This is a genomic window from Pararhizobium sp. P1_E7 (genome assembly GCF_056405855.1).
In genome coordinates, this window is record NZ_JBFUBH010000014.1 from 78,173 (window position 1) to 91,063 (window position 12,891).

Below are 12,891 nucleotides of genomic sequence, written 5' to 3' on the forward strand. Positions count from 1 at the left end.
GAACAGGATCGCTGGTCGTAAACGTGCAACGCGGAAGAGCTTCTGCTGCCCCTTTGGCGGCGGCATTCGTTCGCAGTTAAATTCGTCAGTGTGATTGCATTCGGGCAAGGTGCGGGTTAGGCCCTCCGGCAACGTGTGCTCCGCATAGATAAACGACAACAGGATACCGGTACCTGGCTGATGATCAGACTGATTGGATATTTCTTCGGCATTGGCGCATTTCTGGTGCTCGGCGTAGCCGCGGCTGCCGCCATCTATCTTGGGCATGTGACCAAGGACCTGCCAGATTATGAGGTTCTCAACAGCTACGCGCCACCGGTAACGACACGCGTCCACGCCGGCAATGGCGCGCTGATGGCCGAATATGCCCGCGAGCGCCGCCTCTATCTGCCGATCCAGGCTATTCCCGATCGCGTCAAGGCGGCTTTCATTTCAGCCGAAGACAAGAATTTCTATCAGCATCCCGGCGTTGACATCACCGGCCTTGGCCGCGCCATCTTCGTCAACCTGCAGAATTTCGGTTCCGGCCGCCGTCCGGTCGGCGCCTCGACGATTACCCAGCAGGTCGCCAAGAACTTCCTTCTCTCCGCCGACCAGACGATCGACCGCAAGGTCAAGGAAGCCATCCTGTCCTTCCGCATCGAGCAGGCCTATAGCAAGGACCGCATTCTCGAGCTTTATCTCAACGAGATTTTCTTCGGCTTGAATTCCTACGGCATCGCCGGTGCAGCGCTCACCTATTTCGACAAGTCGGTGACGGAACTGACCATTGCCGAGACGGCCTACCTGGCCGCGTTGCCGAAAGGGCCTTCGAACTACCATCCGTTTCGCCGCGAAAAGGCGGCCCTGGAACGCCGCAATTGGGTCATCGACCGCATGGTCGAGAACGGTTACGTCACCAAGAGTGACGGTGAGGACGCAAAGAAACAGCCGCTCGGCGTCACCGTCCGGCGCGGCGGCTCGCATCTGTTCGCATCCGACTATTTCGCCGAGGAAGTTCGCCGCCAGATCATCCAGCGTTACGGCGACAATGCCCTTTATGAGGGTGGTCTGTCCGTTCGGACCTCGCTCGACCCGCAGCTGCAGGTGGAAGCTCGCAAGGTGCTGCAGAATGCACTGGTCTCCTATGATGAGCGCCGCGGGTTCCATGGCGCGCTGAAGACGATCGAGATCGGTGGAGACTGGGGCGAGCCGCTCGGCAAACTCGAGGCGCTTTCCGACGTGCCCGAATGGAAGCTCGCGGTCGTTCTGTCCGTTGACGGCAACGGTGCCGATATCGGCATCCAGCCGGCGAAAGACGGAGGCGGCAAAGTCGGCGCCGACCGCGAAACCGGGCATATCACCGCAAAGAACATGCAATGGGCCTACCGCTCGTCGACCGGTGATCGCAAGTCCGCGAAGTCTCCCGAGGGCGTCGTCGGTCCCGGCGATGTCGTCTATGTCGAGGCGACCACGGAAGCGGGCGAGTTTCGCCTGCGCCAGCCGCCGAAAGTGCAGGGCGGGCTTGTTGCCATGGATCCGCATACGGGCCGTGTCCTTGCCATGGCAGGCGGCTTTTCCTACGGCCAGTCCGAATTCAACCGCGCAACGCAGGCCATGCGTCAGCCGGGATCGTCCTTCAAGCCGTTCGTCTACGCGGCAGCGCTGGATAATGGCTATACGCCGGCGTCCGTCATTCTCGACGCGCCGTTCGAACTCGTGACCGGCGGCCAGGTCTGGCGTCCGGAAAACTATGGCGGCGGTTCGGCCGGCCCCTCGACACTGCGCCTCGGCATCGAAAAGTCGCGTAACCTGATGACGGTGCGGCTTGCCAACGACATGGGCATGAACCTGGTTGCCGAATATGCCGAACGCTTTGGCATCTATGACAAGATGCTGCCGGTGCTCGCCATGTCGCTCGGATCGGGCGAAACGACGGTTCTGCGTATGGTTTCGGCCTATGCCGTGCTTGCCAATGGCGGCAAGCAGATCAAGCCATCGATGATTGACCGGATCCAGGACCGCTACGGCAAGACGATTTTCCGCCATGAGGAGCGCACCTGCGACAATTGCAATGCGGCGGATTGGGAAGATCAGGAAGAGCCGGTCCTCACCGACAACCGCGAACAGGTCCTTGACCCGATGACGGCCTATCAGATCACGTCGATGATGGAAGGCGTGATCTCCCGGGGCACAGCAGCCGGCAAGATCAAGCTGGATCGCCCGGTTGCCGGCAAGACCGGAACGACCAATGACGAGAAGGACGCCTGGTTCGTCGGCTATACGCCGGACCTGGTGGCGGGCCTTTATCTCGGCTTCGACAGCCCGGCGCCGCTTGGCCGCGGTGCAACGGGTGGCGGTCTTGCCGCTCCCGTGTTCAACGATTTCATGCAGGCCGCGACGCAGGGCACGCGCCCGAGCAAGTTCGTCGTGCCGGAAGGCATGAGCCTCATCCCCGTCAACCGCAAGACCGGCATGGCTGCGGCCGAAGGCGACCCGGACACCATCATCGAGGCGTTCAAGCCCGGCACCGGTCCGGCAGAAACCTTCTCGGTGATCGGTGGAGCCGACCAGTATATTCCGCCTGAGGAAATCCTGAAGGCTTCACCACAGGCAAACGACGCGATCAATCGCGGATCCAGCGGCCTGTTTTAACTGAACTCACCACCTTTCCAGACGCCTGCCGGTCTTTACATAAGCGGCAGGCGTCGTTATTCACGGCGCACATTCCATAAAGAGCGCAAGAAGCGGGACCATGCGGACTGAAATCGAGAATATCGTCGACGAAATCAAGCAGGCCATAAGCCTGCTGAGGAGGCATCTTTGACTGGGATCAGGCGGTAAGACGACTGGACTGGTTGAACAACAAGGCGGAGGATCCGAACCTCTGGAACGACGCCGCCGAAGCACAGAAGCTGATGCGCGAGCGCCAGCAGCTTGACGACGGCATCAATGGCGTCAGGGCTTTCGAGCGGCAGATGCAGGATGCCATCGATCTCATCGAACTGGGTGAGGAAGAGGGCGACGCAGACATCGTCAAGGACGCCGAAGATGCGTTGCGTGGGCTGAGGACCGAAGCGGCGCGCCGCCAGGTCGAAGCCATGCTGTCCGGCGAAGCCGACGGCAACGACACCTATCTGGAAGTCCATTCCGGCGCCGGCGGCACCGAGAGCCAGGACTGGGCCAACATTCTCCTGCGCATGTATACCCGCTGGGCCGAACGCCAGGGCTACAAGGTCGAGCTGATGGAAGTGCATGACGGCGAAGAAGCCGGCATCAAGTCGGCAACGCTGCTCGTCAAGGGACACAATGCCTATGGCTGGCTGAAGACGGAATCGGGCGTTCATCGCCTGGTGCGAATTTCGCCGTTCGACAGCAATGCCCGCCGTCATACCTCGTTCTCGTCCATCTGGGTCTATCCGGTCATCGACGATTCGATCCAGATCGACATCAACGAGAGCGATTGCCGCATCGACACCTACCGCTCTTCCGGCGCCGGCGGCCAGCACGTCAACACGACCGACTCGGCGGTGCGCATCACGCATATGCCGTCCGGTATCGTCGTGCAGTGCCAGCAGGAACGTTCGCAGCATAAGAACAAGGCCAAGGCCTGGGACATGCTGCGCGCCCGTCTCTACGAAGCGGAACTGAAGAAGCGCGAAGACGCGGCCAACGCCGAAGCGGCGTCGAAGAGCGATATCGGCTGGGGACACCAGATCCGTTCCTACGTGCTGCAGCCCTACCAGCTGGTCAAGGACCTGCGCACCGGTGTCGCCAGCACCGCGCCCGACGACGTGCTCGATGGCGACCTGAACGAGTTCATGGAAGCCGCACTCGCCCACCGCGTCAACGGCGGCGCCGATGCCGTGGTCGACGATCTGGCATAGGCCGATCGGACATCATCAGACAACCAAAGCCGGGCGTGCCGATCGCCCGGCTTTTCTTTTGGCACTTGGCCGCTCTTTTGGCACGTGGCTGGCAGCGCTCAGTTGGTTTCGCGCTCGACCTTGATGTCGCCGATATCGTCGATCAGCACCGTCCAGGTTTCCGGCTCACCCGCCGGATCGGTCTTCAGATAAACGGTCGCGAACAAACCGGGCTGGCTTGCCACACCGTCGGATGTTTCCGGCCTGATATCGGTCACATAGGCCTTCATCGCGGAAAACTCCTCGAGTTCCGCCGATGAAACAACTTTGGGACCGGAGGCATCCAGCGCGACCTGCTGTAGGAAAATGTGAGCATTGCCCTCGGGCTGGCGCACCGCCACAAGCTTGTAATATCCGCGCTGGGCAGGCGCCGGTGACTGCGCGGCCGGTTTGTTTTCGGCCGTCTTTGCGCCGTTTGGATCAAGCACGCCCAGCGGATCGCCGCTTTCTTCCCAATATCCGGTACTTGTGACGAAAATGATGTTGGCGGGCATCAGCACAGTGTCATCGGCATACACCGGAGAGCCGGCTGCAAACGTCAAGGCCAGGCAGAAAACGGCCAGACGACGGGCGAAAAGGAAGGTTGTCCGCTTCCGGTCGCGACAGACCCTTGTTCGCGCGGCATGTCCATGTGCCGGCAAGCGCGCACCGGTTGCGCTGTCATATCTTATCTGGAGCATCGTTTTCGCCCTGGGTACGCTTCCTGCAAATTCCTTAAACCGGAATCGATTTAAGGAAAATTATGCAGCAAATTTAAAGTGCTACAGCGACCTTGGCGCGTCATGAATGACGCGCGGCGCCGTAACGGAAAAGCCGGATGCTCTGGTGCCCGCATCCCTTGCGGGCACCGCGGCACACCGAATTCTGGCACAAGTTTCAGCCGAAATCGATTCCCGTTGAAGACTTTAGCGGAAAGCGCTCGGCTGAAGGTTCGTCTCAATTCGAGAACTGCTCGGCGAGAATGCGGTCCGACCAGGAATAGTCGGGATCGGAAAGGATGTGCGCCGTCTTGTTCTCCGATTCGGCGATCCGCACCTTCACCACCGATTTGACCTCGACATGATCGGCGACCGCGTTGACCGGACGTTTGTCGGGTTCGAGAATATCGATGTCGACGGTGACCTTGTTGGGCAGCAGTGCGCCGCGCCAGCGCCTTGGCCGGAAAGGACTGACCGGTGTCAGCGCCAGAAGCGGGGCCTCAAGCGGCAGGATGGGGCCATGGGCGGAGAGATTGTAGGCCGTCGAGCCGGCGGGCGTGGACAGCAGGACGCCATCGCAGATCAACTCTTCGAGGCGCACCCGGTCATCGACGACGACCCGCAGCTTTGCCGCCTGATAGGACTGCCTGAAAAGATAGACTTCGTTGATGGCCAGTGCCTTAAAACGGTTTCCATCCGCATCGACGGTCTGCATTTCAAGCGGCCGGAAGGTGTTCTCGACGGCCTCAGCCAGGCGCTCGGGCAGGTTTTCGGTGCTGTAGCGGTTCATCAGGAAGCCGATCGACCCGCGGTTCATACCGTAGATCAGCTTGCCGGAATTCATCGTCTTGTGCAGCGTCTGCAGCATGAACCCATCGCCGCCGAGCGCCACGATCACGTCCGCCTCGGCCGGATCTTCCTGGCCGTAGAGAGCAATCAGCTCTTTCGCCGCCGCCTGGGCTTCGTCGGTGGCGGAAGCGGCAAAGGCGATGGTTTTGAACGTGCGAGCCATGAAATGCCTGTCTGTTTTACGAAATGGGCCTTCCGATGTGGAAAAGCCCGGAACATGGTCCATCTGGGAAACCGACAGAAGGCGCCGCTTGAGAGAATACAGAGATTATCATGCACAAAAGAACATCGCGGGGAAGGAAAGATTGAGCGTCACTCCCGCCAATGGTCGGCAACCCACGGCGTCGGAAGGATATATTGGCGCAGGTACTTGAAGGGCGCCTTTCCCTTTCGCCGACCGGGGTCAAACACGCCGAAAATGTGGTCCAGAGGCGTCGTCGCTCGTCCCTTCTGACCGAATTGTCCGTCAATGGCGTGTTGTGGGAAAAAGTTGCGCGGGAACAGGATGACCCTGGCATCGGAGGGAAGGCGCGGTGTCAGGAAATAATTCAGCGGGATCGGCCAGCGGCAATCCTGCTTGAAATGCAGGACCCAGCGGCGTGGGAAAAATTTGACGCCGCCCGGAGCATTGCGCGTGACATACCGTTGCTCAAATTCATATTGGTCAGCGACGCCTTGCGGGTCGGCGCGGAACTTCTCCAGCAGGGGAACCAGCTTGCCGACCGGAAACCGGAACAACGAAGTCTGGCCGAGCCGCTCGAACGGCGTGGTCTGGTTCTGGGCGATCATCACATCGTCCGGTCCGCCTGCCTCGAAGAAAGCATCCAGGGAGCCGACGATGACGAGATCGAGATCGAGGAACAGGACCGGACCGCGCAGGCTGCCCAGTTTGGGGCCCCACAGGCGCGCCTTGGGCCAGATGCCCTTGGTGTTGACCGGCATTTTTTCGATGTCCAGCGGCGGCAGGTCCTCCAGGTGAATTTCGGGACGCAACCCATCGCGATTATCGGTGAAGCAGGTGAAGGTGAAGGGCGGGGTGATATTGCGCGCGACCATCGCGTAGAGCCGATTGATGAACGGCGGGCCGTACTTCGTGCCCCAGTTGATGCAAATTATCTGCTTCACGCCGCCGCTTGCAGCCAGAACGTCCGCCGTCATGCTCGTCATTCCCCGTTTCGCGCCGATATAAAGGACTTATCGTACCGGCGTTCAAGCCCGTTCCAACGACATATCGACAGCATATAGACTTATGAGGCGATTCTAGGTGGGATGGGTCCAAATCAAGTCGCTGCGTCACCTTACGGAAAAAATCACCGATAAGTCACCTTGCACCGATGAATAACCCCGCCTCTCTAATGCTTGAGAAAGAATGACGAGCGAGCAACCGCAACGACCGCTGTTAAAAATCAACTGGAATCGAAACGCGCTTCATTTCGTTGTTTGGACGGAGATCAGCTTTGCGCAGTTGGAGCGATCAGCTCCTTTTCTGGCCCGATTGAATATTGAGGGGAGAACCGGGCCCTACGGCCGGGCAGGGTCGATTTGCTTCCTGGCGCCATCGCTGCTTGCCTTTGGTTGACTGGAGGAAGACAATCTTTGAATGGCCACACAGGATTGGCCATGCCCTCCATCAATGGAGAAAACCATGAAGCTTAGATATCTAGTGGCAGCGATCGCAATAGCGCTCTCGATTTTGACGATTTCAGGGTGCCAGAGCGGACCAGGCTACGACAGTCGTCCCGCTTACGGCGGCAACAACTATGGCAGCGGTAACAACTATGGCAGCGGCAACCACGGCGGTGGCGGTTCCGGCTACTAGCCGCTGGACTCCGCCGCGAAAGGATTCCCGCCACCAGTGAAGGCGACGGACTACCGTGAGCTTTATATCGTTGCATCGGATGCTCAGATCTTGGCGTTCCATGAACTGCTGCGCTTCCGCTGCCGTTATTCGCTGACCCAAGACACCAAGGCTCAATATCTTGCCGGCATGGAAGCGTGCGGCTTTTTCGGCATGTCGCACGAAGTCGCAAAAAATCGCGGAAACTGATCTTGATCGGGATAATTGCCGATAATGGCTTGATTCTCGTGAAAAGAATGGTGCCCCCACCAGGACTCGAACCCGGGACCCCCTGATTACAAATCAGGTGCTCTACCAACTGAGCTATAAGGGCAGCACTTGCGGCAGGGAGTTAGCATATTCTGATCGTGTGTAAAGCGAAAATGCGATGGAGTGGCGGCTTTTCCAACACTTGAGCCGTTGGCGGCGGCGGCAAGCCGCTGGGGGAGTGCACGCGCGGCTATAGGACGGGTCTTGTTGATCGAAGTCTTGATGCATGCGATGGCGGGCGATGGGCGTGGCGTTTCTGCAGCCGTGGCGGAATGAAAAATACGATGATTGCAATCGTCGCAGACAAGGTGCAGGCGAGCCAAAGCGCACCGCCCCCAAGCGCCCTTGCGAGAAAAGCGCCGCATATGCCGCCGGCCGCCATTCCGAGCCAGGGAACGATCTGCATGGCCCAATCGGGCCGAGGCGTGCCAACGATCCAGCCGCCTATGCCCCTGCCGAAGCGGGAAAGACCGCCGGTCACATAGGTCAGTCCGATTGGCAACCCCTCAATGTGCTCGACAGCGGCGTTGATCATTCCCATGGCAAGCACGATCCCGTAGAATTGAACCGTTGCGAAATTCTGGCCGGTGCTTGCGGCTGCAGCGGCGAGAATGAGGGTCACTGCGGAAAGGACGCGGAAGGTGCGCCGGTCGGCGTTGTGGGCAATGATGATGCCAAGCGCGTTGCCCACCACGAACGTCAGGAGAGCGCCCAGCAGGATGACGGCATATTTCACTTGCCCATCTGCGAGCGCGACGGCTGCGCGGGTCGTGTTGCCGCTCATGAAGGAAACGAAGTTGCCGGCAATGAGAAGTCCCGCGGCGTCCGTCATTCCGGCGAGAAACGAGATTGCCGCAACAAGAACGGTGCCGATAGCGGTTCTGCGCGTTCGGATGATGCGGCGGCGCCGTTCCATTGTCATGATTCGCTGCTCCCTGGCGCCGTCGATTCGCTGATAGCGTCAGATTGCTCGTTCCAGAACCGTTCGAACAGGGGCGGCCGGACCGCCGTCATATTATTCCGCAGCGTCAAGCATTGCCGGCTTCGGGTCGACTTCCGTGCAACGCGACATCGCGCCCGGCAGATTGTCGGCAAGGAAGTCGATCAGCGCGCGGACCGAGGGCAGCATGCCATGGCGCGACGTGAAGGCCAGATGGGCAATGGTTGCGTCGGAGCACCAGTCCGGCAGCACCGGCACCAGCACGCCGGTACGAAATCCCCGGCCACAGATATGATCCGGCAGAAGCGCAATACCGACCCCCTCGATGGCCGCCCGTTCAAGAACGCCGAAATCGCCGCAGCCGATGACGGGGTGATGGGTAATGTCGCGTTTCGTGCCGTCGGTATGGTTCAAATGCCATGTATCGGAAAGATGCTGCTCGTTCATCGACAGCGTCGGCATGCTGCCCAGCGTATCGATCGTCACATTGCCGATCCGGGCCATCAGCGCTGGACTTGCCACCAGAAACTGACTGGCTTCGCCCAGCTTGCGAATGATCAGGTTGTGGTCGGTGTCCAGTTGAGCGCGGGCGCGAAGCGCGATGTCGATGCGTTCCTCGACCAGATCGATCCGGCGGTTGGTTGTGGTGATCAGCAGGCGCACACCCGGATAACGGTGGTGGAAGGCGGGCAGGATAGCGGCGACCATGGGCGTGAACCCGAGCGGGCAGGCGAGGCGAACGACGCCGGCCGGTTCGCTTTTCGCCGCCGCCACCACCGCTTCGGCGGCCTCGACGCCGGACAGGATCATCTCGCAGCGCTCATAGAAAGCTTGGCCGATTTCCGTCACACGCAGCTTGCGGGTCGAGCGTTCGAGAAGGCGAACATCAAGCTGCTGCTCCAGCCGGGCGACGTGCTTGCTGAGCTTGGATTTCGGAATGTTGAGAACGCGGGCGGCTGCGGAAAAACCCTTGTGTTTCACCACGGCGGCAAAGAGCGCGAGATCGTTCAGGTCCTGCATGTCACACCTTCATATCCATCGATGATCGATCATTATTGTTTCTATCAGGAAACGGCCTGTGGAAAAAGGACTGTCTTATCGGTCGATTGTTTTAAATTCATATGTGTTGCACCCAAACGTTACACAAGTTCACAAAGGTGCCACCATGAACATTCTTCATATCGACTCCGGTATTCTCGGAGATCATTCCGTTTCCCGCCGCCTGACGGCATCGATCGTCGCGCGTATCAAGGCTGAACGCCCTGGTGATACCGTCACCTACCGCGATCTTGCCGCAGCACCGCTTGCCCATCTCAATGGTTCCCATCTGATGGCTGCTTCCGCCAATCCGGAGGGGTTGGATGCAACACTGGTGTCCGAGCTTGATGCCGGCCGGGCCTCGCTGAGCGAATTCCTTGCCGCCGATGTCATCGTCATCGGCGCACCGATGTATAATTTCGCCATTCCGAGCCAGCTGAAGACCTGGATCGACCGCATTCTCGTGGCCGGCACCACCTTCCGCTACACCGAGGCGGGCGTCGAGGGCCTGGCCAAGGGCAAGAAGGTGATCATCGCCTCGACCCGCGGCGGTCACTATTCCGGTGCGTCCCCGGTCAGCGCCATGGATCACCAGGAAACCTATCTCAGCACCGTGTTCGGTTTCATCGGTATTACCGATGTCGAATTCGTCCGCGCCGAAGGCCTGGCCATCAGCCCGGACTCGAAGGATGCCGCCATAGCCGAAGCTGAAAAAGCCATCGCCGGCCGCGGCCATTTCGATATCGCTGCCTGATTTCATCGGCATAAACAGCATTGAGGAGGCCGGGCACTTGTGCCCGGCTTTTTCGCGCGTGTGGTCTGGAGCCGACGTCCATTCTGAAAGTCGCCCGCAGCCTTTCGTCGCTTGCCTCATCGTGTGGAAGGCTGGACAGCCTTGCCGCCAGGCGCTAAGGCCGGGTCATGGGCCTTTGGCCGCAGCACTATCGATTGGAACGGCAATGACGGATGTCAGAGACAGCAACGGCACGATCCTCGCCGAGGGAGACAATGTCACCCTGATCAAGGATCTCAAGGTCAAGGGCACGTCCGAGACCTTGAAGCGCGGCACGATGATCAAGGGCATTCACCTGACCGGCGACCCGGACGAGGTCGAATGCCGTCATGCCAAGATCAAGGGCCTGGTGTTGCGCACGGAATTCCTGAAGAAGGCCTGAGTTCAGGATTCGGCCTCCAGCGCCGCGTTTCATCCATGGCGCGCAAAGGCCGCAGTCGCATTTTAAAGTTGCAGTGGCGAAAATCCAGTATCGGCGGATCGGGCGCCGGCCAGGACGACTGGACGCCTGACATTTTTGTATTACACTGTGCTTATGAAAAGCGTTCCGGCACTCTTGGTGGTCGCGCTTGTTTCGGCCTTTGCCGGAACCTCTCCCGGCATGTCCCTTGCAGCCGATGCGATTTGCACCTGCAGAAACAAGGATGGTTCGAGGCTCGAACTCGGCCAGACGGCGTGTATCCGGGTGGGCGACGTCGCCTACCTGGCGCGCTGCGAAAAAGAGCTCAACGTGATGACGTGGCGCAAGCTCCGGGACGAATGCCCCGAAGCGCGATTGTCGGTTGCCGTGCTGCCGTTGACCCAGTAACCGCCGGTCAGGCTTTGGCCAGATGGCCGCGTGCGGCATACATCGCGATCGCGGCTGCATTGGACACATTCAGCGACTTGATGGCGCCGGGCATATCGAGGCGGGCAAGTGCGTTGACGGTCTGGCGTGTCTTCTGCCGCAACCCTTTGCCCTCGGCGCCGAGAACAAGCGCGATCTTTGTGCCGGACAGCGTCTGTTCAAGTGGTGCGGGACCTTCCGAATCAAGACCGATCGAGACGAAGCCGAGCTTGTGCAGTTCTTCCAGTGCGTCGGCGAGATTGGTGATCTGGATATAGGGGATCATTTCCAGCGCGCCGGACGCCGATTTGGCCATGACGCCCGATTCGGTCGGGCTGTGGCGTTGCGTCGTGATCAGCGCGCCGGCGTTGAAGGCGACGGCGGAGCGCATGATGGCGCCGACATTGTGCGGATCGGTCACCTGGTCGAGGACAAGAATCAACGGGCTGTCATTGAGCGCCGAAAGACGGCGCACGGGCAGGGGAGCCGTTTCCAGCATCGCACCCTGATGGATGGCGTCAGGCCCGAGGACCTTGTCGAGGTCCTGCGGCGTGACGATTTCCACCGGAAATCCGAGGTTCTCGACCGGGCCTGTTTCCAGGCGCACCAGTGCGTTCTGCGTTACCGAGAGCTTGGTGATCTTTCGCTCGGGGTTGTCGAGGGCTGCGCGCACGGTATGGATGCCGTAGAGCAGCACCTGGTCCGGCGCCAATTGCGGTGCCTTCCAGTCTGGCGCGGCACTTCGCTTGCGCTTGTCCTGCACGGGTGTCGGAATTTCGCCGCGTTCGCGCTTGGCGTCGCGATGGGCGCGGCGAAGAGTGGCGTAATGGGTGTCTTTGGCGTTCTTGTCGCCCGGATTATCTTTGCTCATGCCTGTCTTATACTGACGATGCGGTTCGCGTGGAACCGTTTTTCGCGAAATTGGCGGCTTGCAATCTTTATCGCAATTTTCCCAACTTTTTCTGAGGCGCCGTGTTGACAGGATGAAACGGGACCGTCATATACCCGGCGCAGATTGAAGGGCTGACTTGCCCCGGCAAACAACACTTTGATCTGCAAAGCTTGGTCGCTTGATCCCGACAGAATAATGGAGGGATGCCCGAGTGGTTAAAGGGGACGGACTGTAAATCCGTTGGCTCAGCCTACGTTGGTTCAAATCCAACTCCCTCCACCATTCTGTCAGACGGATCTTGACCCGCGGGTATAGCTCAATGGTAGAGCAGCAGCCTTCCAAGCTGAATACGCGGGTTCGATTCCCGCTACCCGCTCCAGCTAAAACCTTCGAGCCTCCCCATTTCTTTTGTGCCGCTTTAAGACATCTTCGCAAATTGTTGATTTGATCCCGTTTCCACGTTTGGCGTGACCGGCATTGGAATTGTGCGTGACCATCCCTACATAGGCATCAATCAGGCCTTGAGGGCGTTGCGGCGCGCAAAATAATTAAGTCTTGCGCATTCCGCCCGAAACCCTTAAACGCCTCCCCAAACCGGCGCCGCCGGTATGGTGCATTCTCATTGATCACAGGAAACTTGACCCCATGGCAAAGAGCAAATTTGAGCGCAATAAGCCGCACGTTAACATTGGCACGATCGGCCACGTCGACCATGGCAAGACGTCGCTGACGGCCGCGATCACGAAGTATTTCGGCGAGTTCAAGGCGTATGACCAGATCGACGCAGCGCCGGAAGAAAAGGCCCGCGGCATCACCATCTCGACGGCGCACGTCGAGTATGAG

Annotated in this window: 14 protein-coding genes and 3 tRNA genes; 10 read left to right on the forward strand and 7 right to left on the reverse strand. The window is 59.6% G+C overall.

The window, feature by feature from the left end; translation table 11 throughout:
* The first annotated feature begins 180 nt into the window (after positions 1-180).
* Together AC1D17_RS15760 and prfB are read left to right on the forward strand one after the other, a co-directional pair.
* The gene (locus AC1D17_RS15760) at positions 181-2,634 is read left to right on the forward strand and encodes a penicillin-binding protein 1A (protein ID WP_477566317.1); all 2,454 of its coding nucleotides are present in this window, start codon (positions 181-183) and stop codon (positions 2,632-2,634) included.
* Between the two features lie 100 nt (positions 2,635-2,734).
* A protein-coding gene (gene prfB / locus AC1D17_RS15765; RefSeq protein ID WP_477566318.1) for a peptide chain release factor 2 occupies positions 2,735-3,866 on the forward strand; the annotation gives its coding sequence in 2 pieces (ribosomal slippage) (positions 2,735-2,803 and positions 2,805-3,866; 1,131 coding nt in all).
* Positions 3,867-3,964: 98 nt separating this feature from the next.
* On the opposite strand, the gene AC1D17_RS15770 is transcribed toward prfB, so the two are convergent.
* The 3 genes from AC1D17_RS15770 to AC1D17_RS15780 all read right to left on the reverse strand — a co-directional run bounded on the left by AC1D17_RS15770 (position 3,965) and on the right by AC1D17_RS15780 (position 6,610).
* Positions 3,965-4,399, reverse strand: coding sequence for a hypothetical protein (locus AC1D17_RS15770; RefSeq protein WP_477566334.1), 435 nt, complete (start codon positions 4,397-4,399; stop codon positions 3,965-3,967).
* A gap of 442 nt (positions 4,400-4,841) precedes the next feature.
* Complete coding sequence (locus AC1D17_RS15775) at positions 4,842-5,615, reverse strand: NAD kinase (protein WP_477566319.1); 774 nt, start codon at positions 5,613-5,615, stop codon at positions 4,842-4,844.
* Between the two features lie 149 nt (positions 5,616-5,764).
* On the reverse strand, positions 5,765-6,610 hold the full coding sequence (locus AC1D17_RS15780; protein WP_477566320.1) for a glycosyl transferase: 846 nt from the start codon (positions 6,608-6,610) through the stop codon (positions 5,765-5,767).
* A 487-nt stretch (positions 6,611-7,097) separates the two neighbouring features.
* On the opposite strand from AC1D17_RS15780, the gene AC1D17_RS15785 reads away from it, so the two are divergent.
* Complete coding sequence (locus AC1D17_RS15785) at positions 7,098-7,271, forward strand: hypothetical protein (protein WP_477566321.1); 174 nt, start codon at positions 7,098-7,100, stop codon at positions 7,269-7,271.
* Positions 7,272-7,307: 36 nt separating this feature from the next.
* Positions 7,308-7,499 (forward strand): hypothetical protein, encoded by a 192-nt coding sequence (locus AC1D17_RS15790; protein WP_477566322.1) that lies wholly within the window; start codon positions 7,308-7,310, stop codon positions 7,497-7,499.
* 48 nt (positions 7,500-7,547) lie between these two features.
* On the opposite strand, the gene AC1D17_RS15795 is transcribed toward AC1D17_RS15790, so the two are convergent.
* The 3 genes from AC1D17_RS15795 to AC1D17_RS15805 form a co-directional block, all read right to left on the reverse strand.
* A tRNA-Thr gene (locus AC1D17_RS15795) sits at positions 7,548-7,623 on the reverse strand.
* A 126-nt stretch (positions 7,624-7,749) separates the two neighbouring features.
* A complete protein-coding gene (locus AC1D17_RS15800) occupies positions 7,750-8,481 on the reverse strand; it encodes a YoaK family protein (RefSeq protein WP_477566323.1) in 732 nt (243 codons plus the stop codon).
* A 93-nt stretch (positions 8,482-8,574) separates the two neighbouring features.
* The gene (locus AC1D17_RS15805; protein WP_477566324.1) at positions 8,575-9,519 is read right to left on the reverse strand and encodes a LysR family transcriptional regulator; all 945 of its coding nucleotides are present in this window, start codon (positions 9,517-9,519) and stop codon (positions 8,575-8,577) included.
* Positions 9,520-9,664: 145 nt separating this feature from the next.
* On the opposite strand from AC1D17_RS15805, the gene AC1D17_RS15810 reads away from it, so the two are divergent.
* The 3 genes from AC1D17_RS15810 to AC1D17_RS15820 all read left to right on the forward strand — a co-directional run bounded on the left by AC1D17_RS15810 (position 9,665) and on the right by AC1D17_RS15820 (position 11,138).
* Positions 9,665-10,291, forward strand: coding sequence for an FMN-dependent NADH-azoreductase (locus tag AC1D17_RS15810; protein ID WP_477566325.1), 627 nt, complete (start codon positions 9,665-9,667; stop codon positions 10,289-10,291).
* A gap of 205 nt (positions 10,292-10,496) precedes the next feature.
* Positions 10,497-10,712: an alkylphosphonate utilization protein gene (locus AC1D17_RS15815; protein WP_264219072.1), complete on the forward strand. Its 216-nt coding sequence runs from the start codon at positions 10,497-10,499 to the stop codon at positions 10,710-10,712.
* 219 nt (positions 10,713-10,931) lie between these two features.
* Positions 10,932-11,138, forward strand: a complete 207-nt coding sequence (locus tag AC1D17_RS15820) for a hypothetical protein (RefSeq protein WP_477566326.1) — start codon at positions 10,932-10,934, stop codon at positions 11,136-11,138.
* A gap of 7 nt (positions 11,139-11,145) precedes the next feature.
* On the opposite strand, the gene AC1D17_RS15825 is transcribed toward AC1D17_RS15820, so the two are convergent.
* Entirely contained in the window at positions 11,146-12,027 is an 882-nt protein-coding gene (locus tag AC1D17_RS15825) for a TrmH family RNA methyltransferase (RefSeq protein WP_477566327.1), read from the reverse strand.
* Between the two features lie 218 nt (positions 12,028-12,245).
* Between AC1D17_RS15825 and AC1D17_RS15830 the strand changes: the two genes are divergently transcribed.
* The 3 genes from AC1D17_RS15830 to AC1D17_RS15840 all read left to right on the forward strand — a co-directional run.
* A tRNA-Tyr gene (locus AC1D17_RS15830) sits at positions 12,246-12,330 on the forward strand.
* Positions 12,331-12,353: 23 nt separating this feature from the next.
* Positions 12,354-12,427 (forward strand) — tRNA-Gly (locus AC1D17_RS15835).
* Between the two features lie 266 nt (positions 12,428-12,693).
* Positions 12,694-12,891, forward strand: a 198-nt coding sequence (locus AC1D17_RS15840) for a GTP-binding protein (RefSeq protein WP_477566328.1), incomplete at its 3' end; no start/stop codon positions are given.